The following is a 23,894-nucleotide window of genomic DNA, read 5'->3' on the forward strand; positions in this document are numbered from 1 at the left end:
GGGGCCAACCGGGCGGGGAACGAGGCCGCTCGGAAGCGGCACGGGGGTTATTCCGGGGCCATACGGGCGCAAGCGTCGATCAAGGACTGCTCGACCTCGTCCAGGGGACGGTCCGCCGCGACCGCCTTCGCGAGGTAGCGGGCGGCGGTCTGGACGGTGAGGGCGCGGGCCGGGACGTCCAGGGCGGCCCAGGGGTCGCCGTCCTCCGGTACAGCCGGGCCGCCGGCCGCGCGGTAGGCGGTGAGGAAGCGGGTCCAGTCGTCGGGCGGGAGGAGGCCGCAGGCGTACCAGGCGGCGGGGCGGGCGAGGTCCCAGGCCGGGACGCCGACGCCGAGGTCGTCGACGTCGATGAGCCGCCACGGGCCGTCCGGCGCCGGGTGCCGGACCAACTGGCCGAGGTGCAGATCGCCGTGGCAGAGGGTGCCGGTGCCGGGCATCGGGGCCTCGGCGCGGGCCCAGGCCGGCAGGGTGGCCCAGGCGCGCAGGACGGGCAGGGCGGCGGGGTGCGCCGCCGGGGTGGCCAGCGCCTCACGGAGGCGGACCATCGCGTGGGCGGCCTTGGCGGGGCCGCGCATCGGGGGTGTGGCGGGGGTGGGCGGGGTGAGGTGCAGTCGGGCGAGGAGGGTGGCGGCGGCTTCCCAGGGGGCGTCGTGCGGTGCGTCGGGGTCCACGGGACGGCCGTACGGCCAGAGGGTGACCGGGCGGGTGCCGAGCACGACGGCCGGGGCGGGCGTGAGCGGGGGGAGGAAGACGTCGGGGAGGTGGGCGGCGGCGGCCAGGCGGAGGGCGAGGGCGGTGGGGTCGGTGCCGGGAGCGTGGGCCTTGGCGACGGTTTCCGCGTGGCGGAGGACCGTGGTGTCCGGGCGGTGGGCGAGGGTGGTGGTGGCGCCGCAGTGGCAGTGGGCCGCGTCCGGATGGGCGGCGGCTCTGACCTTGGCGGTCAGCTGCGGTATTACGTCTGCGGTCGTCAAGGGTCCCCCGGGGTGTGCGGTCGCTGCGATGAGCGTACGGCGGTGCTGTGGGGCGGGATTCACAGCGGGACGGGGTGGCGCCGGGGTACCGCGTCACGCTCACCCGCGCCGGCGGGGTGCCGCTGCGCCCACCCGTGCCGCCCCAGCGGCACGACTGCCCGCAGCTGAGTCGCCCCGCAGCCGCAAGTCGGTCGTATGCCCGCCGTAAGAAAGCAATGCCGGCGCAGCTCCCCAGCTGCGCCGGCATTTTTGCCGTCCGCCGCACCCCCGTCCCCACGGGGTTTCATGGGTGGATGTCCCCGCCCGGACCGCTCTTCCGGGCCTGGGGTCGCCGCTCAGCGCCCCAGCATCACTCCCACGGACGACGCCTGTGTGGCCACCGTCTCCCAGCCGTCGAAGACGAGCAGGAGCAGGGCCGCCAGGGGAAGGGCCATCAACGTCGCCACCAAGGGGTGGCGGCGGCCCTGTCGGCGGGGACGGGTGGTGTGTGTCCGCTGTGCCGTAAGAGCCATGGTCCCTCTCCTGACCGTTCAGTTGTCTTGGCAGCGGCGGGTGTCTGACCTCGGGGGACGAGTGCTGCACCCGCCGCTTGACCTCAAATCTAGGCGCGGGACACCTCGCGGACGTCATGCCCTCGTACCGAATCGCGGGCCTCCGAGAGGATGAGCCATGACCTGCGGTCTACTCCCCTGGGTGGAGACAGGTCCTAGACCTCGTCCTACGCCTCAGGGTCTACCCGGAGGGGGTGCCCGGTCCTTCCCGGTTTTCCCGAGCTGTCCTCGCGGGGCACCGGTTGCTCGACGAGGGCCAGGGCCCGGGTCGCCAATGCAGCGGGCCGTACGGACGACAGTGCCTCCCCCACTGCCTAGAGGGCCTGGGGGGACCCCCACCGCGTGACTTCGCTCACTTCCACCACACCTCGTCGTACCGCCGTCTCCACCCGGCGGCCCGCCCTGCCCGCCACCACCTCCTGCGTACGAGTCGTGTCGCCGGCGTCGACGACCATCTCCGCTCGTTCACCCTTCACAGCACCAATCCCCCTCCCGTGACGGCTTGTTGGAGCAGACAGGTAGTCAACGGCGCCAATACCGGCGCCTTCCTGACCACTCCTCAAGTCCCGCGCCCGGCACTGACAATCCATCCGGCCGAGAGGGCGCGGCCTCTGCGCGCGGGCGGCCGTGGAAACGTAAGCTGTGCCACGTCAGACGGACCGGGCAGCGGGGATGAACATGGCGATGATGCGCCTGAGGCGCGAGGACCCGCGTGTCGTCGGCTCGTTCAGGCTTCACCGAAGGCTCGGCGCCGGCGGGATGGGCGTGGTCTATCTCGGCTCCGACAAGAAGGGGCAGCGGGTCGCGCTGAAGGTGATCCGGCCCGATCTGGCGGAGGACCAGGAGTTCCGGTCCCGTTTCGCCCGTGAGGTCTCGGCGGCCCGGCGGATCAGGGGTGGCTGCACGGCACGGCTGGTCGCCGCGGATCTGGATGCCGAGCGGCCCTGGTTCGCGACCCAGTACGTGCCCGGCCCCTCGCTGCACGACAAGGTCGCCGACGAGGGCCCGCTGGGCGCCGCGGAGGCGGCGGCGGTCGGGGCGGCGCTCTCCGAGGGCCTGGTCGCCGTGCACGAGGCCGGTGTCGTCCACCGGGATCTCAAGCCGTCCAACATCCTGCTGTCCCCGAAGGGGCCGCGGATCATCGACTTCGGCATCGCCTGGGCCACCGGGGCCTCCACGCTCACCCACGTCGGTACGGCGGTGGGCTCCCCCGGGTTTCTCGCCCCCGAGCAGGTGCGCGGGGCGGCCGTCACCCCGGCCACGGACGTGTTCTCGCTCGGCGCGACCCTGGCGTACGCGTCGACCGGCGACTCGCCCTTCGGGCAGGGCAGTTCCGAGGTGATGCTCTACCGGGTCGTCCACGAGGCGCCACAGCTGTACGGGGTGCCAGACGCGCTGGCACCGCTGGTGCGGGCCTGTCTGGCAAAGGACCCGGAGGACCGCCCGAGCACGTTGCAGCTGTCGCTCCGGCTGAAGGAGATCGCCGCGCGTGAGGCGCAGGGTCTGCCCGACGTACGGCCGCCGGCGCCGCGTGCCGCGGAGGCGGACCGGCCCACCGGGCGACTGACCGAGAGCTACCCGGAGCCGCAGCGCACCCAGCGGCGGCCGCAGTCCTCGGCGGGCACGCCGGTGCGGGGCAACGCGCCCTCGCGCGGCGGCAGCGGTCCACGAGCGAACGGAAGTGGGCCGTCCCGGCCGGGTGTCGCGCGCCCCACGCCCACGCCCGCGCCGCGCGGCAACGGCACCCGGCCTGGGAACGCCAACGGGAACCGGCCCGCGCCACGCAGTGGTACGGGGCGTCCGGCACCGCGCCCCACGGGCACCGGACGGCGCCCGGCCAACCCCCGTCTGCTGCGCCAGCGGCTGTTCGTGTTCGTCGTGGTGACCCTGCTGGTGGCGCTGGGGATCGCGCTGGCTCAGGGCTGTTCCGGCCCGGCGAACGGGTTGGGCGTGCCCCGTGGTGTCGTACCGGCGATGTCGGTGGCTCTCAGGGAGTAGGCAGGAGTTCCTACGCCTCCGGGCGGCCGGTGGTCACCGCGTAGAAGGCGACCGCGGCCGCCGCGCCGACGTTGAGGGAGTCGACGCCGTGGGACATCGGGATACGGACCCATTCGTCGGCGGCGACCAGGGCCTGGGTGGAGAGGCCGTCGCCCTCCGCGCCGAGCATCAGGGCGACCCTGTCCATCCGGTGCGGGGCGGCCTCGTCGAGGCTGCGGGCCTTCTCGTCCGGGGTGAGCGCGAGCAGCGTGAACCCGGCCTCGCGGACCGTGTCGAGCCCCTTGGGCCAGGTGTCCAGACGGGCGTACGGCACGGAGAAGACCGCGCCCATCGAGACCTTCACGCTCCGCCGGTAGAGCGGGTCGGCGCAGTCCGGGGAGAGGAGGACGGCGTCCATGCCGAGGGCGGCGGCGGAGCGGAAGATCGCGCCGATGTTGGTGTGGTCGTTGACCGACTCCATGACGACGACCCGGCGGGTGGTGCGCAGCAGTTCGGTCGCCGTCGGCAGTGGCTTGCGCTGCATCGAGGCGAGCGCGCCGCGGTGCACGTGGTAGCCGGTGACCTTCTCGGCGAGCTCGGGGCTCACCGCGTAGACGGGGGCCGGGAGTTCGTCGATGACATCGCGCATGACGTCGACCCACTTGGCGGACAGCAGCATGGAACGCATCTCGTAGCCGGCGTCCTTCGCCCTGCGGATGACCTTCTCGCCCTCGGCGATGAACAGGCCCTCGGCCGGTTCGCGCTTGCGGCGCAACTCGACGTCGGTCAGGCCCGTGTAGTCGCGCAGGCGTGGGTCGTCGGGATCCTCAACGGTGATGAGATCGGCCACAGGGTGATACTGCCTTGTCCTGGATGTGGTGCCAACGGGCTGGAACGAGTTGTGTTACCCGGGGTTACGCCGGGGTCTCTCCGGCCGACGGGTGGGGGCCGACGTTCACGACCTCGCCGATGACGATGACCGCCGGGGGCTTCACTTCCTCCGCGCGGACGACCTCCGCCACCGTGGCGAGGGTCGCGTCGACCCTGCGCTGGGCGGCCGTCGTGCCCTCCTGGACCAGGGCGACCGGGGTGTCCGGGGACTTGCCGTGGGCCACCAGGGTCTGGGCGATCTGCCCGATCTTGTCGACGCCCATCAGGATCACCAGAGTCCCGGTGAGCTTCGCGAGGGACGGCCAGTCGGCGAGCGACCGCTCGTCGTCCGGCGCGACGTGACCGCTGACCACGGTGAACTCATGCGCTACGCCCCGGTGCGTGACGGGGATACCGGCCGCGCTCGGCACGGAGATGGAGCTGGAGATGCCGGGCACGACCGTGCAGGGGATCCCGGCCTCGGCGAGCGCTTGGACCTCCTCCATGCCCCGGCCGAAGACGTAGGGGTCGCCGCCCTTGAGCCGGACGACCGACCTGCCCTGCTTGGCGTGCTCGATCAGGGCGTTGTTGATGGCCTCCTGGGCCATGTAGCGGCCGTACGGGATCTTCGCCGCGTCGATCACCTCGACATGTGGCGGGAGTTCGGCGAGCAGGTCACGGGGGCCGAGGCGGTCGGCGATCACCACGTCGGCCTCGGCGAGCAGACGGCGGCCGCGCACCGTGATCAGGTCGGGGTCGCCGGGGCCGCCGCCGACCAGGGCGACGCCGGGGGTGCGGGTGCGGTGGTGCGGAGCGACGAGGGTGCCGTCGCGTAGGCCTTCCACGACCGCGTCCCGGATGGCGGCGGTGTGGCGGGGGTCGCGGCCCCGCGCGTCGGTGGTGAGCACGGCGACCGTGACGCCCTCGCTGTGGCCGGTGGCCGGGGTCCAGGCGGTGGCCTGGTCGGCGTCGTCGGAACGGACGCACCAGACGCGGTGGCGCTCGGCCTCGGCGGAGGCGGCGGTGTTGGCCTCGGCGTCGCTGGTGGCGATCAGGGCGTACCAGGCCTCGGTGAGATCGCCGTCCTGGTAGGGGCGCTTCGCCCAGGTGATCTCGCCCGCGTCCGCCATGGCCTCCACGGAGGGGGTCGCCTCGGGGGATACGAGGGTGACGACGGCGCCTGCCGCGATGAGCGCGGGCAGGCGGCGCTGGGCTACCTGGCCGCCACCGAGGACGACGACCCTGCGGCCGGTGAGGCGGAGGCCTACGGGGTAGGCGGGGTGTTCGGCCATGAGGGTGCGGCTCCTCTTCAGGCGGCGGTGCGATAGCCCTGACGTGCAGATTTTACGGTGCCAGGAGCTTGGGCGGCCCGGGTGGCTGGGCGGTGCAGCGGGGTGCACGGCGGTGGGTGGTTGTGCCGACCCGTTCCGCACAACCACCAGCGCGTTGATCAGGACCCGGAACCGCCATCCCCTACTTCTCCGTGACGCCCGCCGAATCGAACGTAGCCACCTCATGCATGGCCCTCGCCGTGCTCTGCACCAGCGGAAGCGCCAGCAACGCGCCCGTGCCCTCGCCCAGACGCAGGTCCAGGTCGACCAGCGGGCGCAGGCCCAGCTTGTTCAGGGCCGCCACGTGGCCCGGCTCCGCGCTGCGGTGACCCGCGATGCACGCGGCCAGGACCTCAGGGGCGATCGCGCGGGCCACGAGCGCCGCCGCGCCCGCGCTGACGCCGTCCAGGACCACCGGCGTGCGCAGGGACGCTCCGCCCAGCAACAGGCCCACCAGCGCCGCGTGTTCGAAACCGCCGACCGCGGCCAGGACGCCGATCGGGTCGGCCGGGTCCGGCTGATGGAGCTCAAGGGCACGGCGGACGACCTCGGTCTTGCGGGCGAGGGTCTCGTCGTTGATGCCGGTGCCGCGGCCGGTGACCTCGGCGGGGTCGGCCCCGGTGTAGACGGAGATGAGTGCGGCGGACGCCGTGGTGTTGGCGATGCCCATCTCGCCCGTGAGCAGGGCCTTGTTGCCGGCCGCCACCAGGTCGCGGGCGGTCTCGATGCCCACCTCGATGGCCTGTTTGGCCTCGTCGCGGGTCATGGCCGGGCCGGTCGTCATGTCGGAGGTGCCCGCGCGCACCTTGCGGGGCAGCAGACCGGGCGTGGCCGGGAGCTCGGAGGCGACGCCGACGTCCACCACGCACACCTCGGCGCCCACCTGGGACGCGAACGCGTTGCAGACCGCTCCCCCGCCGAGGAAGTTGGCCACCATCTGGGCGGTGACCTCCTGGGGCCAGGGGGTGACGCCCTGGGCGTGCACCCCGTGGTCGCCGGCGAAGATCGCGACGGCCGCGGGCTCCGGGATCGGCGGCGGGCACTGCCGGGACAGGCCGGACAGCTGGGCGGAGATGATCTCCAGCATGCCGAGCGCGCCCGGCGGCTTGGTCATCCGCTTCTGCCGCTCCCAGGCCTCGCCGAGCGCCTTGGCGTCCAGCGGGCGGATCCCGGCCACGGTCTCGGCGAGCAGGTCGTGCGGGTCCTCGCCGGGCAGGGCGCGACGGCCGTACGTCTCCTCGTGCACCACCCAGGACAGCGGGCGCCGCTTGGACCAGCCGGCCTGCATCAGCTCGGGCTCGTCCGGGAACTCGTCGACGTACCCCACGCACAGGTAGGCGATGACCTCCAGGTGCTCGGGCAGACCGAGGGCGCGGACCATCTCGCGCTCGTCGAAGAAGCTGACCCAGCCGACGCCGAGGCCTTCGGCGCGGGCGGCGAGCCAGAGGTTCTCGACGGCGAGGGCCGCGGAGTACGGCGCCATCTGCGGCTGGGTGTGCCGGCCGAGGGTGTGCCGGCCGCCGCGCGTCGGGTCGGCGGTGACGACGATGTTCACGGGGGTGTCGAGGATGGCCTCGATCTTCAGTTCCTTGAACTGCTTCGCGCGGCCCTTGGGGAGGGACTTGGCGTAGGCGTCGCGCTGGCGCATGGCGAGTTCGTGCATGCCTCGCCGGGTGTCGGCGGACCGGATGACGACGAAGTCCCACGGCTGGGAGTGGCCGACGGAGGGCGCGGTGTGGGCGGCCTCCAGGACGCGCAGCAGCACCTCGTGCGGGATGGGGTCGCCGCGGAAGCCGTTGCGGATGTCACGGCGTTCGCGCATGACCTTGAGGACGGCCTCGCGTTCGGCGTCGTCGTAGGCGGGCGCGGCCGGCCCGGCGGTCTGACGGGCTTCTGCCACGGGGGCCGTGCTCTCTTCCTGGTCGGCGGCCCTGGTCTCCAGGTCCTCCGCTTGCTGTGCGACATCAGGGTGGGGCTCCGCCAGGGGACCGGGCTCGGCCTCGCGGGGCGCGGGCACGGTCGCCGCCTGCTCCGGCACCGCCTCGCCCTGGTCCTGGGTGGGAAGGATCAGCGGATGCGGCGGGGTCGGGGCGAGGTGCGGGGTGGTCGGCACCTGGCCGTCGACGGCGACGAACTCGCCGAGGGGCGGCCGGCCCGGCATCGCCTCCATCGGGTCCGCCGCGGCCGGGAACTCCTGGGGCGCCGGCGTTTCCTCGGGGGGGGCCACGGGGGTGGGCGGGGTGCCCTGGGTCTGGGGGCCGGCGAGAGGCTGGGCAAGCCGCGGCTCAGGGGCGGCGGTCTCCGTCGGCGGGACGACAGCCGCTGCGGGGAACTCGGCCGGAGCCTCCGGCGCTACGGCGTCCGGGGCGGGCGGCGTGGGCTGCTCGTCCTCCGTGGCGGCGGGGGCGAGCGGCTCCGGCGGCCGCGGGGCCTCGGCGACGGCGGCGGGGGCTGCCGGGGCGGGCGCCTCGACGACGGCCTCCTCGGGCTGCACCGGGACGGGCGGCGCGGTGACCACCGGCTGACCGGCCTCGGTCAGGAGGGCTTCCGGGGCAGGAACTGGCTCGGGTGCGAGGGCGTCCGGCGCCGGACCGGGCTCGGGCGCGACGGTCTCCGCGACCTGCTCGGGTACGACCGGTTCCACGACCTGCGGCTCCGGCACGACCGGCGGCACGGGTCGCACCGGCTCGGTCACCACCGCTTGGGCGGCCGGTTCCGGAACGGCCGTCTCCACCACGGGCACAGCCTCAGGCTCGGCACCCGCACCAGGAGCCGCCCCGGCGCCGGGCGTCCGCACCGTGTCCTGCCCCTCCGGAACCTGAGGCACCTGCGGAACCTCCGGACCCGGCGTGACCTGCGGAACCTCCGCGGCCTCCGGCACCGCACCCATCACGGGGCCCTGAGCATCTTCCGGAGCTTCGGCGACCTGCGGCGCCACCGGCTCGGCCAGGTGCAGCGGAACACCCCCGTCGACCGGCTGGGCCGCGCCCTCCGGGTCGTACGCGGCCTCGGGCGGCAGCCCGAGGGCCGCCGGCGCCTGCTGCTCTGCCGCGACGTCCGCGGCGCCCGCGACCGCGGTCTCCGTGGTGAGCCGGGCGTCGGCCACCTGGGCGGCGCCGGACGGATCGGGGGTCTGGAACTGCTGGGCCCCTGCGGACCCGTGGGCGAAAGCCACGGGAGCCGCGGGAGCCGCAACAGCCGCGGGAGCGACCGGCTCCGGTGCCGGAACAACCGTTTCGGCAGCCGGTGCCTGCGCGGCTACCTGTGCCACTGCAACGGCCTGCGGGACTGCCGTCTGCGGGACTGCCTGCGGCGCGCCCCAGGGCGCGGCGGGCTGGGGCGCGGCGGGCTGGGGCGCGGCGGGCTGGGGCGCGGCCTCGCCCAGCGGCTCGGCGTCGAGGTACTCGGGCCCGGCGGTCGCCGGGCCCGGCTGCCGGGCCGGCGCGCCGGCCGGGCCGCGGTCGGCGAGGGAGCGGACCGGGCTGGCGGAGGTGTCGGGGATCGGCGGACCGAGGTGCAGCGGGCGGCGCGGGGCCGGGGCGGCCGTGGGGTCGTGGGGCACGGAGAGGATTGGGGACCCCGGTACCGAATTGGGCAGCCGGACGGCGGTGAGGTCGACCGAGCCGCTGTCCCGGCCGTCCGTCTCGTGCGGGCCGGGCTCGTGGACGGTCTCGACGACCGGTTCCGGAGCCGGCGGCGGCACCTCGTTGCCCCAGGCGCCCTGGGCGCCGGGCAGCAGCAGATCTTCGTCCTCGGCGGGCGACTCGGAGAGGTAGGTGTACGCCCCGTGCGCGGGAACGCCAGGCTGTTCCACCATGCCTGCGCTCTCCGGCAGTCCCTCGCCCGGGACCTGGCCGGTGTCCGTCATGCGTACCCCTCGCCCATCGGTTAGTGCCTTCTACGACCAGCTCACCCGGGACGGCGCACCGACCGCCCCGCAGTGAAGAACGAGCGTGCGTGCCCAGCGGCACGAACGACCCGCCGGAAAAGGCGACAAAGCCATTCAGTGGCATTGTCCCGGCCGTTCGACCGTCGCGACAGCGTGATCCGCGACAGCCCGCTGTGGACTGCGCCACGTTGCGCGTCCCCGGTTCTGCCGTACCACACCTGCCCCAAAAGGAGCGCGTTTTCCGGATATTGACGAACGAATTTCCGGGCCACCGGTGCGGTGCAGCGATCGGCCAGCCTACCGCGCGCAGTATGACAACAGGATCACGGGGCGCGCCCAGGAAGAACTCCGCTGAGCAGGAACGCGACGTTCCGCTCGGTCTCCGTCCAGGCCCTGGTGTCGAGTTCGACGGACTGCAGGAGGGCGCACTCGACCTGATATCCGTGCTCGGTCAGGTCGCGCCCGATGAGTTCGGCAGCGTCGCGGGTGGCGGCATGGGTGACGATGCGCTGCGGGCGGCGGTCGGCGACCGCGGTGACCACGGCGGCTCCCCCGCCGCCGACCCGGACGACATCGGGCTCGGGCAGGTTCTCCAGTACATGGGGCGCGCTGCCGTGCACGATGTGGAGCTGGACCCCGAACTTGCGGGCGGCCGCCTCGCTGCGGACGCAGGCCGCGAGGTCCCGGTCGACGGCGATGACGGCGGCTCCGGCGCGCGCGGCCTCGGTGGCGAACGCGCCGCTGCCGCAGCCGATGTCCCAGACGAGGTCCCCCACCCGGGGCCCCAGCCGGGCGAGTTGGGCGGCCCGGAGCAGATCCGTTTCCCCTTCGCCGAGCGGGGCTCCGTCGCCGTACTCCGCGTCGGGCTGCACCCAGCCGCGCGGACCGGCCGCCGGGTCACGGCCGGCGATCCAGCCGGTGCCCTCGCCCGTCGCCACCGGTCCGGCCGGGCCGCCGATGACGATGACGACGTTGGGGTCGCGCCAGGTGTGGTCGGCGGCCTTGTCGGAGGTGACGACGCTGACCTGCTCGCGGTCGGTGCCGAGTTCCTCGCAGATGACGAAGGTGCGGTGGACGCCCTCCATCAGCAGGCCGAGTTCGGCGGGGCCGGCGCCGGGTGAGGTGAGGACGGCGACCTTGGTGTGGGCGCGGCACACATTCACCGCGCGTCGCAGGGTGCGCCGGTGTGCGACGACCACCTGGGCGTCGTCCCAGGGCATGCCGGCGCGGGCGAAGGCGGCGGCCACCGAGGAGACGGCGGGGACCACCTCGACCTCCAGGCCGAACTCGGGCGCGCGCAGCGTCCGTACGACACCGAAGAAGCCGGGGTCGCCGTCGGCGAGCACCACCGCGGTGCCGCGGTGGCCGGCGATGCGGCGGGCGGCGAGGGCGACGCTGCCGAGGCGGATGCGTTCGGCACCGTGCGGTACCTCGGGGAGGGCCAGATGGTGGGCCGCGCCCGCGACGAGCGTGGCGGCGCCGAGCGCGCCGCGTGCCGCGGCGTTCAGGGGCGAGCCGTCCCAGCCGATCACCGTGACCCGGTCGGCCATCGTCGTCAGTCTCCAGGGATTTCGCAGGTCGTCAGAGTCCGGGCCCGTGGGCGGGCTCCGTGAGAGTACCTGGTGGAGTTGTCCGACGCGCGGCGGGGCGCCTCCCGTCGGCGTCAGTTCCAGGAGGCGAAGCCACCGCTTTCGGCGAGTTCCTCGCCCGCGCCTTCCAGGTCCTCCGGGAGCAGGCTCCACACGATGAAGTCGGTGCGCACGTCCGCCCAGGTGCCGTCCTCGGTGCGGACGTGGACTATACAGGCGTTGCGCAGCACGCCCTCGCTGATACAGCCGATCTTCTGGGCCACCTGCTGGGAGGCCGTGTTGGCGGCGGCGGTGCGGATCTCGATACGTTCGAACTTCTGGTCGCCGAAGAGCCAGTGGGCGGTGGCGAGCGCGGCCTCTGAGGCATAGCCCTCGCCGCGGGCCCAGGGGGCGATGATGTACGACAACTCGGTCGACCGGATGTGCCAGTTGGTCTTGGTGAGCTGGATGACGCCGACCAGGCGCTGGGTGAGGAACTCGGTGACCGCGAGGTCGAGGCCCTGGCCCTCGGTGCGCTCGGAGGGGGCGTACTCGGTGATCCAGTGCCGGGTCGCTTCCTCGGTGAAGGGCTGGGGCACGTCGGTCCAGGCCGCGACCTGCTCGTCGGTCATCATCTCGGCCAGGGCGGGCACGTCGTCCTCGTCGAGGGGACGCAGCACCAACCGCTCCGTGCTGATGGAGATGTTGGGGAAGGTGCTAGTCATGCGCCACTCCGTAACCTTCGGAAATCCTTCAGGGCCTGCGAACTGCCCAGCATGCAGCATGAAACCACTGAACCGCACGACGGGGTCCACCCGCGGTGAGCGAGTGGACCCCGTGCGTGGCGATACGCCGTATACGTGCCGTCAGAAGGACGGGACGACCGACCCCTGGTACTTGTCCTCGATGAACTTCTTGACCTCGGGCGACGTGAGGAGCTTGGCGAGCTTCTTCACCCGCGGGTCCTTCTCGTTGCCCTTCTTCACCGCGAGGAAGTTGCCGTACGGGCTGTTCTTCGCGGACTCCAGGACGAGGGCGTCCTTGGCGGGCTTGATGCCGGCCGAGATGGCGTAGTTGCCGTTGATCACCGCGGCGTCCACGTCGTCCAGGGAGCGCGCGGTCTGGGCCGCCTCGACCTCCTTGAACTGGAGGTTCCTGGGGTTCTTGGCGATGTCCTGCGGGGTCGCCTCGCTGCCGGCGCCGTCCTTGAGGGTGATGAGTCCGTTGGCGGCGAGCAGCTTGAGGGCGCGCGCCTCGTTCACGGCGTCGTTCGGGACGGCGACGGTCGCACCGCTCTTCAGCGCGTCGGCGCTCTTGACCTTGTGGGAGTAGAGGCCGAGCGGCTCCAGGTGCACCGTGACCACGGGCACGACGTGGGTGCCCCGCTTCTTGTTGAAGTCGTCGAGGTAGGGCTGGTTCTGGAAGTAGTTGGCGCCCACCGAGCCGTCCTCGGTCGCCGTGTTCGGCACGATGTAGTCCTGGAACTCCTTGACCTGCAGGTCGAGTCCGGCCTTCTTCGCCAGGTGGTCCTTGACGTAGTTCAGGATCTCGGCGTGCGGGGTCGGGCTCGCGGCGACGACCAGCGGTCCGCTGTAGTCGGAGGAGCCGGAGGCGGAGTCCGTGCCCGAGCCGCAGGCGGTGAGCCCGAAGGTGAGGGCTCCGGCGGCGAGGACGGCGGTGGTGAGCTTGGCGGTGTTACGCACGAAAAGTGCCTTTCCTTAAGGGTGGAGCGCCCCCGCGATGGGTGGTGCGGGGAATTCTGAGAGGGTGCCGGGGCTCAGACGGTCTTGCTGGTGGCCGTGGAGGTCTTCAGCAGCCGCAGCTTCGGCGCCGGGCCGGACTGGCCGCCGCGGCGGTGCAGGGAGCGGGCCGCGTAGTCGCCGGCGAACTGGATGGCGGAGATGACGACGGCGAGGATCGCCACAGTGATCCACATCAGCTCGGTCTCGAAGCGCTGGTAGCCGTAGCGGATGGCGATGTCGCCGAGGCCGCCGGCGCCGACCGTGCCGGCCATGGCCGAGTAGCCGATGAGCGCGACGATCGTGGTCGTGGTGGAGGAGATGAGCGAGGGCAGGGACTCCGGTACCAGGACCTTCCGTACGACGGTCCAGGTGTTGCCGCCCATCGACTGCACGGCCTCGACCAGCCCGCCGTCCACTTCGCGGACAGCCGTCTCGACCAGGCGCGCGAAGAAGGGAATCGCACCGATCGCCAGCGGCACGATGGCGGCCTCGCGGCCGATGGTCGTCCCCGTGATGGAGCGGGTGAAGTTCATCAGCGCGACCATGAGGATGATGAACGGCATCGACCGGGCGACGTTCACTATCTGCCCGATGACCTTGTTGGCCAGCACGTTCTGCAGCAGTCCGCCGCGGTCGGTCAGGACGAGCAGGACGCCGAGCGGGAGTCCGCCGACGACGGCGATCAGCGTGGACCAGCCGACCATGTAGAGCGTGTCCCAACACGCCTGGGACAGCAGCGGCTGCATCGCAGACCAGTCAGTCCAGGTCACTTGGCACCTTCCTTCACGGGCGCGGGCTCCTGGCCCAGTACGTCGATCTGCAGGCCCTGTTCGCGCAGGAAGCCGACGGGCACCACGTTGTCCTCGTAGCGGCCGGGCAGTTCGATGCGCATCCGGCCGATCTGGAGGCCGCCGACGGTGTCGATGGCGGCGCCGAGGATCGATATGTCGATGTTGTAGGTGCGGGAGAGCTGGGAGATGACCGGCTGGGTGGCGGCCTCGCCGTGGAAGGTGACGTCGAGGACGGTGCGGTCGTCGCCGGAGGCCTCGCCGCCGACCGGGAACAGCGCAGCGGCCAGCTCCGACCCGGGGCTGCCGAGCAGCTCGCTGACGGTCCCGGACTCGACGATGCGCCCCTTCTCCATGAGGGCGGCCGAGTCGCAGATCGACTTCACCACGTCCATCTCGTGCGTGATGAGCAGGACTGTCAGGCCCAGCTGCCGGTTCAGGTCGCGCAGCAGTTGGAGGATGGAGCGGGTGGTCTCCGGGTCGAGGGCGCTGGTGGCCTCGTCGGAGAGCAGCACCTTGGGGTCGCCGGCGAGTGCGCGGGCGATGCCGACGCGCTGCTTCTGACCGCCGGAGAGCTGGGCCGGGTAGGCCTTCGCCTTGTCGGCGAGGCCGACGAGGTCGAGCAGCTCCAGCGCCTTGCGGGAACGTTCCTTCCCCGACGTGCCGAGGATTTCGAGCGGTAGCTCGACGTTGTCCTGGACGGTGCGGGAGGAGAGCAGGTTGAAGTGCTGGAAGACCATGCCGATACGGCTGCGGGCCTGCCGCAGCTCCTTGCCGGCCCGGGGGCCGCGTCCGGCGAGGGCGGTGAGGTCCTGGCCGTCGACCGTCACGGTGCCCGCGGTGGGACGCTCAAGGAGGTTGACGCAGCGGATGAGCGATGACTTGCCGGCGCCGGACTGGCCGATGACGCCGTACACCTCGCCCTCGCGGACGTGCAGATCGACACCGTCGAGGGCGGTGACCTCGCGGCCGTGGGAGCGGTGGGACCGATAGATCTTTGTCAGGCCCGTTGTCGTGATCACTGGGATTCCATCACTGTTGAGTACGCGGGCGTGGGTGTGCCCTGGTACGGGAGGGAAAGTGTGCGCGGGGCAGCCGGGTCACATACGGCTCACGGCGTACGGACAGGCCGCGGCGGCTCGCTTCGGGGCGCGAGGCTCTCTGGGTGGTGCGGGGGCCCTCAGAAGGCGCACATTCGACACATACAACGAGCACCGGGCGTCATGGTCGCCTCGGTCGCAGGGGTGCGGTCGCTCGTCGTGGTCATGCGATCAGTAAACCAGACGTACGGTCCTGACAGACCGCCGCTGTCCGCATGCTGGACAGCGGCGGACGTCCGTCAGCCGCGCGCCGAGATCGCCACGACGTGGTCCGTGACCAGCGCCGACAGGGCCGAGAGATCGTGCACCACGAGATCCGCGTCCAGCTCGTGCGCCCGGTGGGTTGTGGCCAACGCCACGGTGGTCATCCCGGCGGCGCGGCCCGCTTGGAGCCCGGCCGGGGCGTCCTCGAAGACCACACACCGGGCGGGGTCGACGCCCAGCCGGCGGGCGGCGAGGAGATAGGGCTCGGGGTCCGGCTTGCCACGGGTGATGTCGTCGGCGGCTATCAGCGTCTTCGGGCGTATCCCGACCGCGTCCAGGCGGGCCTCGGCCAGACGGCGGGTGGCGGAGGTGACGACGGCCCAGCGGTCGGCGGGGAGGGAGTCGAGGAGGGCGGCGGTGCCGGGGAGCAGCCGGACGCCGCCGTGGGGGACGTCCTCCACCTCCAGCTGCTCGACCCGGGCGACGGCCTCCGGGACGAGGTGGGCGGGGAGCAGGTCGGCGACGATCTCGGCGGCGGGGCGGCCGTGCAGTTCGACGCGGGCGAAGGCCTCGGGGGTGATTCCGTACTCGGCGGCCCAGCGGGTCCAGCAGCGGTCCACGGAGTCGAGGGAGGAGACCAGGGTGCCGTCGTTGTCGAAGAGCAGCGCTTGCGCGTGGATCGTCTGGAACGTCATGGTCCAGACCCTACGGCGTACGGCAGGGGCGACGGCGCCGGGCTGTTTCCGCCGTAATAAGGTCACCGCATGCTCAATGCCCTGCTGCTGGTGACCGGAGTCGCCGCGCTGCTGCTGGCCGCGTGGTGCGGCTGGGCCGCGTACCGGGATCAGCCGACGAAGGACTGGCACTTCATCGGGATGGCCGTGGTGACGGTGCTGGCGGTGATCCAGCTGGTGGCAGGGATCGTGCTGCTGGCGCGGGGCGAGAAACCGGACCAGGGGACGACGATCTTCGTGGCGTATCTGCTGGGGGCGTTCGCGTGCGTCCCGGCCGCGGGGTTCATGTCGCTCGCCGAGCGGACCCGGTGGGGTTCCGTGACGGTCGCCGCGGGCGGTGTGGTGCTGGCCGTGCTGGAGGTGCGGCTCTATGACATCTGGGGAGGGTGAGATGACCGTCGCGGAACGGGAAGAGAAGCCGAAGCGGCTCACCAGCGGGCCGGGCACGCTGCTTGTCTGGTTCTACGGCGTGATGGTCGTCGGGGCGGTGTCGCGGTCCGCGTACCAGATCGCCACCGAGTTCGGCCGGGCGCCGCTGGCGTACTCGCTGTCGGCGGTCGCGGGTGTGGTGTACGGATTCATCACGTACACGCTGGTGCGGGGCGGCGAAGCTGCGCGCAGGGTCGCCGTGGTGTGTTGTGCGGCGGAGTTGGTGGGGGTGCTGACGGTCGGCACGTGGACGTCGGTCGATCCGTCAGCTTTCCCCGATGCGACCGTGTGGTCGGACTTCGGCATGGGGTACGTGTTCATTCCCGTGCTGCTGCCGCTTTCCGCCCTGTACTGGTTGCGCAAGGGCGCCCAGCGGGGAACGGCCTGAGGAGCGGGTGCGGCAGCCGGTGCGTCGTGGCTTGTCGCGCCCACGCGGCGGCAGCCGCAAATCAAACACACCCCGCGCGCCTTTCGGGGCGCTTCAGTTCAGGGCGCTGAAAGGTCAGGCCGTCGTTGCATAAGTGCCGGCCGGCTTTTCCAGGACGATCATCAGTACTCCGTCCTGGCCTTCCGATGTGCCTACCGTTTCGTAGCCGACCCGGCGGTACAGGCGGAGGTTGCCCTCGCTGCGGTGGCCGGTGAACAGGCGGAACTTCTTGGCTCCGCGTTCTCCTTCCAGGGCCGCCTCCGCCGCGCGCAGCAGCCTCGCGCCGATGCCGTGGCCCTGGAGGCGGGGGTGCACGCAGAGCTTGCCGATGGCGGCCGCGCCGTCCTCGATGACCGAGCCGCGGACCGAGCCGACGACCTCCTCGCCGAGGCGGGCGACGAAGACGCAGTCGGAGGAGAGCTCCTGGCGGACCGAGTCGAGGCTCTGGACGAGCGGGTCGATGCGGTAGTTGCCGTACAGCGCCGCCTCGCTCTGGAAGCACAGGTACTGGAGCCTGAAGATCTGCTCTGCGTCCTGCTCGGTCGCCACCGAGATGGTCACGCTCATGCCCATGTGCGCACGCCTCCCGCTCACCTGATCGCCTGTCGTTCTCACTCCTATCCCCGCGCTTCGCGGGACGCAACCTCCGGCGTCAACAATCGGCGCAGACATCCCAGACATCTGGAACGTTCCGGCCCCAGGCTGCCCTGTGAGATACCCAACTCCCCCGCGATCTCCCGGTATGTCAGGTCCTTCGGGGAGAACAGGGCCTCAAGGAGGCGGGGGCAGCGGCCGGGGAGGCGGGCCACCGCCTCGCGCAGGGCGCGGTGGTGGGCGGTGTCGAGGGCGCGCTGTTCGGGCGTGGGGGCGGTGTGGTCGGTGGGTTCGGTGCCGTAGGGGCGTTCATGACGTGTCGTACGGCGGGTGCGGCGGGACTCGGCGCGGACGGCTCTGCGCAGCCAGTCCTCGGGGGCCCGTGGCGGGCCGTGGGTCTCCAGCCGCTCCAGGAGGAGGAGCCAGACGGTCTGTTCCAGATCGGCTGCATCGCTCCCGGAGGCATATGCCTCGGCCGAGGCCTCCGCGGTCAGCAGGGGGCCCAGAGTGGCAACCAGGTCGTGCGTCATGTGCGGAACGACGCGGCCGCCCCGGGGCGGGTTGCCGGGGCGGCCGGGAGACACCCCGAACGGGGTGCGGGGGCTCAGCCGTTGACGAAGGCGTCGCGGGCCAGGATCGCGGTGTCGGCGTTGTCCGAGAAGACGCCGTCGATGCCGGTCTCGAAGTAGGTCTGGAAGACGGGGAAGACGTCGCCGTAGGCGTCCGCGTCGCTGCCCTTGCGGTAGGCCGGCGGCAGGAACGGGTTCTCGTTGCGCATGGTGTAGGGGTGCAGGATCAGGCCCACCTTGTGCGCGTCCGTGACCAGCGTGCTCGGCTTGGTGAAGTCGCCGTTGGCGTCCTTCGGGATGACCAGGTCGAGGGTCGGGCCGATGCCCTGCGCGTAGCCGGCGATCTCCCGGAGGCCCTTCGGCGTGATCAGGTCGGCGACGGTGCGCGGGTCGCCGGTCGCGACGAAGTCGTAGGGCTGGGTGCTCGCCGCGGAGAGCAGCACGACCAGCGGGTTGTCGACCAGGGTGTTCAGGCGCTGGATGCTGGTCGGCTCGAAGGACTGCAGGATGACCGGCGAGTTCCGCTTGTCCTTGCCGTACTTGCGCAGCAGCTTGGCGACCCGCTCCTCAAGACCGAGGCCCAGCTTGCGGAAGTAGGTGGGGTGCTTGGTCTCGGGGTAGATCCAGACCTGCTTGCCGCGCTTGCGGGTCTGCTCGTCCTGCCACTTGAGGACTTCCTCGAAGGTGGGGATCTCCCAGCGGCCGTTGTAGAGCGTGTTGTGCGGGCGGTTGGCCGGGATGCGCTCGATCGCGCGCAGCGTCTTCAGCTCGGCGAGCGTGAAGTCCTCGGTGAACCAGCCGGTGGTGGGGACGCCGTCGAGGACCTTGGTGGTCTTGCGGTCGGCGAACTCCTTGTGGTCGGCGACGTCCGTGGTGCCGCCGATCTCCGGCTCGTGGCGGCAGACCAGGTGGCCGTCCTTGGTGGGGACCAGGTCGCCGGCCTCGACGATGTCGGCGCCGAGGTCGAGGGCCAGGTTGTAGGACCCGAAGGTGTGCTCCGGGCGGTAGCCGCTGGCGCCGCGGTGGCCGATGACCGTCGGCTTGGGCAGGCTCTTCAGGCCGCCGTTGCCGTGACCGGCCTGCTTGGCCTCGGCCGCTCTGGCGGCGCCGGGCAGTCCGAGGACCGCTCCGCCGGCGCCGAGGACCGCGGCACCGAGCAGTGCCCGCCGTCCGGTCGTACCGTTCACCTGCGTCCGCTCGTTCGAGTCGTTCGTGTCCATGAGCGCTCTCCTGACCTTCGCCCTTCGATGCCGGCTGATCGTAGGACCGCGGACGTGACCGACGGGAGACCGCCGACCCAACGGTCGGATGACGCCGTATGGCTGATGGACGGCGAGTCATGACGGCCCGTCGGCGACTTCCGTCACATCGTCGGGGCCTCGGCGCGAGCTGTCTCCTGGGCGGCGCCGCAGGTAAAGCAGCGTCAACAGTGCGTAAGACCTCGGTGAACCGGCCGTACCCGATGTGCGCTTGCCCGGGAGCCGCGAGTAATGTCCTCACCTGCACAGACTCATACCGACCCTCGGCATCGGAGGACGCGTTGTCCCGCTTCGCGCTCATCAAGGCAGTGCTCGGACCGATCATGCGCCTGATGTTCCGCCCCCAGGTGGAGGGCGTGGAGCACATCCCGGGGGACGGTCCGGTCATCCTCGCCGGCAACCACCTCACCTTCATCGACTCGGTCGTGCTGCCCCTGGTGACCAGGCGGCAGGTGTTCTTCATCGGCAAGGACGAATACGTCACCGGGAAGGGCTTCAAGGGCCGGCTGATGGCCTGGTTCTTCACCGGCGTCGGCTTGATCCCGGTGGACCGGGACGGCGCCGGCGGCGGTGTCGCCGCACTGATGACCGGCAAGCGGATCCTGGACGAGGGCAAGATCTTCGGGATCTACCCGGAGGGCACCCGCTCCCCCGACGGCCGGCTGTACCGGGGCCGTACCGGCATCGCTCGGCTGACGCTGATGACCGGCGCGCCGGTGGTCCCCTTCGCGATGATCGGCACGGACAAGCTGCAGCCGGGCGGCGCGGGCATCCCGCGGCCCGGCAAGGTCACCGTCCGGTTCGGCGAGGCCATGGAGTTCTCCCGGTACGAGGGGATGGACCGGGACCGCTATGTGCTGCGGGCCGTGACGGACTCGGTGATGGCCGAGGTGATGCGGCTGTCCGGGCAGGAGTACGTGGACATGTACGCCACCAAGGCGAAGGCCGCCTGACACCCTTTCGGCGGACGGGCACGGACCGGGGGTCCGTGCCCGTCTGTCTGCCATCCGCCTGACATCCGTCCACGTCCGCCTGGCGGTGGAATCTGGCCCGACACTTCGGCCATTCCTTTGCATTTACCGGCCATATGAGCACACAGCATGTCTTATTCAGACATGCAGAAACCTTCTCGGCGTACCCTGCTCCGTGCTCCGTTCGCTGCCGCAGGCGCAGGGCTCCTGGCCGCCTGTTCCGACTCCGGACCCCAGTCCCGCTCCGGCCCGCAACACACGGCCGGTACCGCGGCATTCGTCCCGCAGGGGCCCAAGGGGTTTGTCAACCCGTCGGATCCAGAGGTGCTCGCGGCCGAGCGGAAGCGTGGCTCCGGCCCCGTCCGCATGGTCACGTTCACGGCCGCCGAGAGCATGCTGGACCTGGGCGGGCGGTCGGTGCACAGCTGGGCGTACAACGAGTCGGTGCCGGGTCCGCTGGTCCGCGTCACCGCCGGTGAGGTCCTGAGCCTGACCCTCAGCAACCGGCTGACCGAGAAGACCACACTGCACGCCCACGGGGTGCGGCTGCGCTGCGACATGGACGGCGTCCCGGACCTGACCCAGCCCGGCATCGCGCCGGGGACGGACTTCGTCTACCGCTTCGTCGCCCCCCACCCGGGCACCTATCTGTTCCATTCGCACGTCGACATGCAGCCCGACCGTGCCCTGTACGCGCCGTTCATCGTCGACGACCCGAAGGAGCCCCTCGCCTACGACAAGGAGTGGATCGTCGTCCTGGACGACTGGGTCGACGGCATCGGGGGCTCCACCCCCAACAAGGTGCTCGACCAGCTCAAGCCGGGCGGCTCCATGGGGATGGGGATGGGGATGGGGATGGGCCCCGGCCACGGCAGCGCGAGCCCGCGCGGGTCGGCGAGCGCCTCCGCGGCACCGTCCAGGTCCGGGAAGCGGCTGGGCCCCGACCGGGTGCTGCGCGACTCCCACAGCCGCATGCTCCACGGTGAGGGCGGCAACGTCGCCTATCCCCACTACCTGGCCAACGGGCGCCTGCTCACCGACCCCTCCGTCTTCCGATGCCGCCCCGGCGACCGCGTCCGGATCCGCCTCATCAACGCGGGTTCCGAGACGGCCTTCCGGGTCGCGCTCGGCGGCCACGCCATGACCGTCACCCACACCGACGGCTACCCCGTGCAGCACAGGAACACCGACGCGCTGCTCATCGGCATGGCTGAGCGGTACGACGTCCTCGTCACAGCCAAGGACGGTGTCTTCCCGCTCGTCGCACTCGCCGAGGGCAAGAAGGGCAAGGCACTCGCGATCCTCCGCACCGACAAAGGAAGAAATCTTCCGGCGCCGGATGTCTACCCGAGCGAGCTGGACGGCGAGATCGTGCCGGCGCGCCGTCTGCTGCCGGCCGACTCCGTCGCCATGGACGACCGGGTGCCCGACCGCGACCTGCGGATCAGGATCACGGGCACGATGCAGAAGTACGACTGGGGGTTCGACCACAAGCCGTACGACGTGCGGCAGCGGCATGCGGTGCGGGCCGGTGAGCGGGTGCGGATGACGCTCATCAACGCGACCGACATGTGGCATCCGATGCATCTGCACGGGCACACGTTCTCGGTCACCGGGCTGGACTCGGCGGGTGCCCGGAAGGACACGACGATCGTGCTGCCGCACCGCAAGCTGGTGCTCGACTTCGACGCCGACAATCCCGGGTTGTGGATGCTGCACTGTCACAACCAGTACCACTCGGAGAGCGGGATGATGACGGTGCTCGGTTACAAGAAGTGAGGCGCTATGCCTACGCGGCGCCTTCCGGCTTCTGCCCCTTCAGCAGGAACCAGGCCACCAGCGCCGTCGCCAGGAGGACCACGGCGCCCGCGCCCGACGCCAGGTGCAGACCGTGGACGAAGGAGTCCCGTGCCGCCGTCAGCATCACGGTCGCCGTGCGGGGCGGCATGGCCGTCGATGCCTGCACCGCCGCGCCCAGGGATTCGTGGGCGCCGGCCGGGGTGCCCGCCGGGGCCGGGAAGCCGCGGTAGACGCCCATCACGATCGAGCCGAGCAGGGCGATGCCCAGGGCCGCGCCCAGTTCGTACGCCGTCTCGGAGACCGCCGAGGCGGCGCCGGCCTGGTCCTTGGGGACGCTGGAGAGGATGACGTCCGCCGTCACCGTGAAGGAGAAGCCCGCGCCGACGCCGACCACCAGGAGGGCGGCGCCGAGGATCGGGTAGCCGGTGGACTGCGAGAACGTGGTCAGGGCCGCGAGGGCCACACCGACGGCCGCCAGGCCGCCGGAGACCACCGCCCGTACCGAGGAGCGGCGGGCCGCCCGGCCGGCCACCAGGCCTGCCGCCACCGCGCCCACGGCGGCGGGGAGTTCGGCCAGGCCCGCCTCGAACGGGTGCCTGCCCTGGACCAGTTGCAGGTACTGGGAGAGGAAGAACACCAGGCCCGACATGCCGAGCACGGTCAGCAGGTCGGCGAGGACCGCCCCGCTGAAGCCGCGCCGACGGAACAGCCGTATGTCCAGCAGGGGCTTGGGCATGGTGAGTTGGCGGCGGACGAAGCCGTAGAGGGCCGTGGTGCCGAGCAGGGCGGCGGCCGCGGTGACCGCGGTGAGGCCGTGGGTCGCGGCCTCCTTGACCGCGTACACGACCGCGATCATGCCGATCAGCGACAGGACGACGCTGATCAGGTCCCAGGGGCCGGGGTCGGGGTTGCGGGACTCGGGGAGCGTCCTGACGCCGACGAGGACCAGGACCACCATCACCGGCAGGTTGATGAGGAAGACCGAGCCCCACCAGAAGTGTTCGAGCAGGAAGCCGCCCGCGATCGGGCCGACGGCCGTACCGGCGGAGGCGGTGGCACCCCAGATGCCGACGGCGAGGCTGCGTTCGCGCGGGTCGTGGAAGAGGTTGCGGATCAGGGCGAGGGTGGCCGGCATCAGGGTGGCGCCCGCGACGCCCAGCAGGGCGCGGGCCGCGATCATCATCCCGGGGGTGGTCGCGTAGGCGTTCAGGGCGGATATCGCGCCGAACGCCGTCGCGCCGCCGAGCAGGATCCGCTTGCGGCCGATGCGGTCGCCGAGGCTGCCCATGGAGACCAGCAGGCCGGCGATGACGAACGAGTAGACGTCACCGATCCAGAGCAGCTGGGTGCCGGAGGGCCCGAGGTCTTCGCTGATGTAGGGGGTCGCGAGTCCGAGGACGGTCGCGTCGACGGCCACCAGGAGCACGGCCAGCACCAGCACCGTAAGCGCGGCCCAACGGCCCGGGCGCTTGTCCGCCTCCGTCGCGAAGGCCGGCTGCAGGGTGCTGGTCATGATTCCTCTCTTCGTCGTGCGCCGCCGAGCAACAGCCCGACGATCATGTGGGTGAAGTCCTTGGGGGCGACCCTGCCCTCCGTCACCGCCCAGGCGCCGGAGGCCAGCAGGCCGTACAGCGCCTCGGTGAGCCAGGCCGGCGTGAGATCGATACGGAACTCGCCACTCTGCTGGCCGCGTCTGAAGAGGGCCGCGATGCGGTCGTCGATACGGGTCCAGCCCTGGTTCTGCTGCTCGCCCTCGAACAGCTGGTTCTCGGTGTAGAGGAAGGCCAGCAGGCCGGCGGCCTGTTCGATCTCCCGGACCAGGCGGTGGACGGCGTCGGCCGCCGGGCCCTCGTCCAGGCGGGCCGCGTCCAGGGCGGCCTCGCACTCCTCGATGCCGAGCGCCTCCAGCGCGCGGACGAGCGCGTCCCGCCCGGCGAAGTGCCGGTGCAGGGTGGCCCGGCTGATCCCGGCGGCCTTGGCGACCTCGTCCATGGTCGCGGTGGATTTACGGGTCAGCAGGGCGGCTGCGCTGCGCAGCACCTGCTCACGGTCGAGGGCCATGAGACAAGGGTAGGTCATATGAGACAACTTTGTCTCACGCTGGGCATGCGTGACTCACG

At 71.8% G+C, this 23,894-nt stretch carries 21 protein-coding genes and 1 pseudogene; 5 read left to right on the plus strand and 17 right to left on the minus strand.

Annotation, left to right across the window (positions count from 1 at the left end; all coding sequences use genetic code 11):
* Nucleotides 1-47: 47 nt before the first annotated feature.
* From ABZ396_RS12610 to ABZ396_RS12620, 3 genes and pseudogenes are all read right to left on the minus strand, one after another.
* Nucleotides 48-971, minus strand: coding sequence for an aminoglycoside phosphotransferase family protein (locus tag ABZ396_RS12610; RefSeq protein ID WP_358925790.1), 924 nt, complete (start codon nt 969-971; stop codon nt 48-50).
* Between the two features lie 335 nt (nt 972-1,306).
* On the minus strand, nt 1,307-1,483 hold the full coding sequence (locus ABZ396_RS12615; RefSeq protein WP_046726640.1) for a hypothetical protein: 177 nt from the start codon (nt 1,481-1,483) through the stop codon (nt 1,307-1,309).
* A gap of 206 nt (nt 1,484-1,689) precedes the next feature.
* Nucleotides 1,690-1,998: pseudogene (locus ABZ396_RS12620) on the minus strand (hypothetical protein).
* 196 nt (nt 1,999-2,194) lie between these two features.
* Here ABZ396_RS12620 and ABZ396_RS12625 point away from each other — a divergent pair.
* Nucleotides 2,195-3,520, plus strand: coding sequence for a protein kinase (locus ABZ396_RS12625; RefSeq protein WP_358925797.1), 1,326 nt, complete (start codon nt 2,195-2,197; stop codon nt 3,518-3,520).
* Nucleotides 3,521-3,530: 10 nt separating this feature from the next.
* Here the strand turns inward: ABZ396_RS12625 and ABZ396_RS12630 are convergent, their stop codons facing one another.
* The 9 genes from ABZ396_RS12630 to ABZ396_RS12670 all read right to left on the minus strand — a co-directional run bounded on the left by ABZ396_RS12630 (nt 3,531) and on the right by ABZ396_RS12670 (nt 15,686).
* Nucleotides 3,531-4,349 (minus strand): RNA methyltransferase, encoded by an 819-nt coding sequence (locus tag ABZ396_RS12630; RefSeq protein ID WP_358925792.1) that lies wholly within the window; start codon nt 4,347-4,349, stop codon nt 3,531-3,533.
* A 64-nt stretch (nt 4,350-4,413) separates the two neighbouring features.
* A complete protein-coding gene (gene cobA, locus ABZ396_RS12635) occupies nt 4,414-5,661 on the minus strand; it encodes a uroporphyrinogen-III C-methyltransferase (protein WP_358925794.1) in 1,248 nt (415 codons plus the stop codon).
* Between the two features lie 181 nt (nt 5,662-5,842).
* The gene (gene cobT, locus ABZ396_RS12640) at nt 5,843-9,568 is read right to left on the minus strand and encodes a nicotinate-nucleotide--dimethylbenzimidazole phosphoribosyltransferase (RefSeq protein ID WP_359184515.1); all 3,726 of its coding nucleotides are present in this window, start codon (nt 9,566-9,568) and stop codon (nt 5,843-5,845) included.
* A 344-nt stretch (nt 9,569-9,912) separates the two neighbouring features.
* Nucleotides 9,913-11,139, minus strand: coding sequence for a precorrin-6y C5,15-methyltransferase (decarboxylating) subunit CbiE (gene cbiE, locus ABZ396_RS12645; protein ID WP_358926142.1), 1,227 nt, complete (start codon nt 11,137-11,139; stop codon nt 9,913-9,915).
* Between the two features lie 113 nt (nt 11,140-11,252).
* Nucleotides 11,253-11,882 (minus strand): GNAT family N-acetyltransferase, encoded by a 630-nt coding sequence (locus ABZ396_RS12650; RefSeq protein ID WP_358926144.1) that lies wholly within the window; start codon nt 11,880-11,882, stop codon nt 11,253-11,255.
* 141 nt (nt 11,883-12,023) lie between these two features.
* Complete coding sequence (locus ABZ396_RS12655; protein WP_358926146.1) at nt 12,024-12,860, minus strand: MetQ/NlpA family ABC transporter substrate-binding protein; 837 nt, start codon at nt 12,858-12,860, stop codon at nt 12,024-12,026.
* 74 nt (nt 12,861-12,934) lie between these two features.
* Entirely contained in the window at nt 12,935-13,645 is a 711-nt protein-coding gene (locus tag ABZ396_RS12660) for a methionine ABC transporter permease (protein WP_358926187.1), read from the minus strand.
* Nucleotides 13,646-13,665: 20 nt separating this feature from the next.
* A complete protein-coding gene (locus ABZ396_RS12665) occupies nt 13,666-14,709 on the minus strand; it encodes an ATP-binding cassette domain-containing protein (RefSeq protein ID WP_358926148.1) in 1,044 nt (347 codons plus the stop codon).
* A gap of 317 nt (nt 14,710-15,026) precedes the next feature.
* Nucleotides 15,027-15,686, minus strand: a complete 660-nt coding sequence (locus ABZ396_RS12670) for an HAD family hydrolase (protein WP_358926149.1) — start codon at nt 15,684-15,686, stop codon at nt 15,027-15,029.
* Nucleotides 15,687-15,755: 69 nt separating this feature from the next.
* Between ABZ396_RS12670 and ABZ396_RS12675 the strand changes: the two genes are divergently transcribed.
* Complete coding sequence (locus ABZ396_RS12675) at nt 15,756-16,115, plus strand: hypothetical protein (RefSeq protein WP_351704326.1); 360 nt, start codon at nt 15,756-15,758, stop codon at nt 16,113-16,115.
* Nucleotides 16,096-16,542 (plus strand): hypothetical protein, encoded by a 447-nt coding sequence (locus ABZ396_RS12680; protein WP_358926151.1) that lies wholly within the window; start codon nt 16,096-16,098, stop codon nt 16,540-16,542. The genes ABZ396_RS12675 and ABZ396_RS12680 overlap by 20 nt, the downstream gene beginning before the upstream one ends.
* Nucleotides 16,543-16,656: 114 nt before the next feature.
* Here the strand turns inward: ABZ396_RS12680 and ABZ396_RS12685 are convergent, their stop codons facing one another.
* The 3 genes from ABZ396_RS12685 to ABZ396_RS12695 all read right to left on the minus strand — a co-directional run bounded on the left by ABZ396_RS12685 (nt 16,657) and on the right by ABZ396_RS12695 (nt 18,964).
* Nucleotides 16,657-17,154 carry a GNAT family N-acetyltransferase gene (locus ABZ396_RS12685; RefSeq protein ID WP_358926153.1) on the minus strand — a complete coding sequence of 166 codons (498 nt, stop codon included), beginning with the start codon at nt 17,152-17,154 and terminating at the stop codon, nt 16,657-16,659.
* A 44-nt stretch (nt 17,155-17,198) separates the two neighbouring features.
* Nucleotides 17,199-17,705, minus strand: a complete 507-nt coding sequence (locus tag ABZ396_RS12690; protein WP_358926155.1) for a sigma-70 family RNA polymerase sigma factor — start codon at nt 17,703-17,705, stop codon at nt 17,199-17,201.
* A 74-nt stretch (nt 17,706-17,779) separates the two neighbouring features.
* Nucleotides 17,780-18,964, minus strand: coding sequence for a glycerophosphodiester phosphodiesterase (locus ABZ396_RS12695; RefSeq protein ID WP_358926156.1), 1,185 nt, complete (start codon nt 18,962-18,964; stop codon nt 17,780-17,782).
* A gap of 320 nt (nt 18,965-19,284) precedes the next feature.
* Here ABZ396_RS12695 and ABZ396_RS12700 point away from each other — a divergent pair, with 320 nt between their 5' ends.
* Together ABZ396_RS12700 and ABZ396_RS12705 are read left to right on the plus strand one after the other, a co-directional pair.
* Entirely contained in the window at nt 19,285-19,956 is a 672-nt protein-coding gene (locus tag ABZ396_RS12700; RefSeq protein WP_358926158.1) for a lysophospholipid acyltransferase family protein, read from the plus strand.
* A 162-nt stretch (nt 19,957-20,118) separates the two neighbouring features.
* Nucleotides 20,119-21,753 (plus strand): multicopper oxidase family protein, encoded by a 1,635-nt coding sequence (locus ABZ396_RS12705; RefSeq protein WP_358926159.1) that lies wholly within the window; start codon nt 20,119-20,121, stop codon nt 21,751-21,753.
* 10 nt (nt 21,754-21,763) lie between these two features.
* On the opposite strand, the gene ABZ396_RS12710 is transcribed toward ABZ396_RS12705, so the two are convergent.
* Together ABZ396_RS12710 and ABZ396_RS12715 are read right to left on the minus strand one after the other, a co-directional pair.
* Nucleotides 21,764-23,287 carry an MFS transporter gene (locus tag ABZ396_RS12710; RefSeq protein ID WP_358926160.1) on the minus strand — a complete coding sequence of 508 codons (1,524 nt, stop codon included), beginning with the start codon at nt 23,285-23,287 and terminating at the stop codon, nt 21,764-21,766.
* Nucleotides 23,284-23,835 (minus strand): helix-turn-helix domain-containing protein, encoded by a 552-nt coding sequence (locus tag ABZ396_RS12715; protein ID WP_358926161.1) that lies wholly within the window; start codon nt 23,833-23,835, stop codon nt 23,284-23,286. The genes ABZ396_RS12710 and ABZ396_RS12715 overlap by 4 nt, the downstream gene beginning before the upstream one ends.
* Nucleotides 23,836-23,894: the final 59 nt, after the last annotated feature.

This window comes from Streptomyces sp. NPDC005866 (genome assembly GCF_040629895.1).
Lineage (GTDB): Bacteria > Actinomycetota > Actinomycetes > Streptomycetales > Streptomycetaceae > Streptomyces.

What these genes read in the sequence shown, in the direction of transcription:
- ABZ396_RS12615 (WP_046726640.1), bottom strand. Translation starts at nt 1,483, where the DNA reads ATGGCTCTTACGGCACAGCGGACACACACCACCCGTCCCCGCCGACAG.
- ABZ396_RS12625 (WP_358925797.1), top strand. Translation starts at nt 2,195, where the DNA reads ATGAACATGGCGATGATGCGCCTGAGGCGCGAGGACCCGCGTGTCGTC.
- cobA (WP_358925794.1), bottom strand. Translation starts at nt 5,661, where the DNA reads ATGGCCGAACACCCCGCCTACCCCGTAGGCCTCCGCCTCACCGGCCGC.
- cobT (WP_359184515.1), bottom strand. Translation starts at nt 9,568, where the DNA reads ATGACGGACACCGGCCAGGTCCCGGGCGAGGGACTGCCGGAGAGCGCA.
- cbiE (WP_358926142.1), bottom strand. Translation starts at nt 11,139, where the DNA reads ATGGCCGACCGGGTCACGGTGATCGGCTGGGACGGCTCGCCCCTGAAC.
- ABZ396_RS12650 (WP_358926144.1), bottom strand. Translation starts at nt 11,882, where the DNA reads ATGACTAGCACCTTCCCCAACATCTCCATCAGCACGGAGCGGTTGGTG.
- ABZ396_RS12660 (WP_358926187.1), bottom strand. Translation starts at nt 13,645, where the DNA reads ATGCAGCCGCTGCTGTCCCAGGCGTGTTGGGACACGCTCTACATGGTC.
- ABZ396_RS12670 (WP_358926149.1), bottom strand. Translation starts at nt 15,686, where the DNA reads ATGACGTTCCAGACGATCCACGCGCAAGCGCTGCTCTTCGACAACGAC.
- ABZ396_RS12675 (WP_351704326.1), top strand. Translation starts at nt 15,756, where the DNA reads ATGCTCAATGCCCTGCTGCTGGTGACCGGAGTCGCCGCGCTGCTGCTG.
- ABZ396_RS12680 (WP_358926151.1), top strand. Translation starts at nt 16,096, where the DNA reads ATGACATCTGGGGAGGGTGAGATGACCGTCGCGGAACGGGAAGAGAAG.
- ABZ396_RS12685 (WP_358926153.1), bottom strand. Translation starts at nt 17,154, where the DNA reads ATGGGCATGAGCGTGACCATCTCGGTGGCGACCGAGCAGGACGCAGAG.
- ABZ396_RS12690 (WP_358926155.1), bottom strand. Translation starts at nt 17,705, where the DNA reads ATGACGCACGACCTGGTTGCCACTCTGGGCCCCCTGCTGACCGCGGAG.
- ABZ396_RS12695 (WP_358926156.1), bottom strand. Translation starts at nt 18,964, where the DNA reads ATGGACACGAACGACTCGAACGAGCGGACGCAGGTGAACGGTACGACC.
- ABZ396_RS12705 (WP_358926159.1), top strand. Translation starts at nt 20,119, where the DNA reads ATGCAGAAACCTTCTCGGCGTACCCTGCTCCGTGCTCCGTTCGCTGCC.
- ABZ396_RS12710 (WP_358926160.1), bottom strand. Translation starts at nt 23,287, where the DNA reads ATGACCAGCACCCTGCAGCCGGCCTTCGCGACGGAGGCGGACAAGCGC.
- ABZ396_RS12715 (WP_358926161.1), bottom strand. Translation starts at nt 23,835, where the DNA reads ATGGCCCTCGACCGTGAGCAGGTGCTGCGCAGCGCAGCCGCCCTGCTG.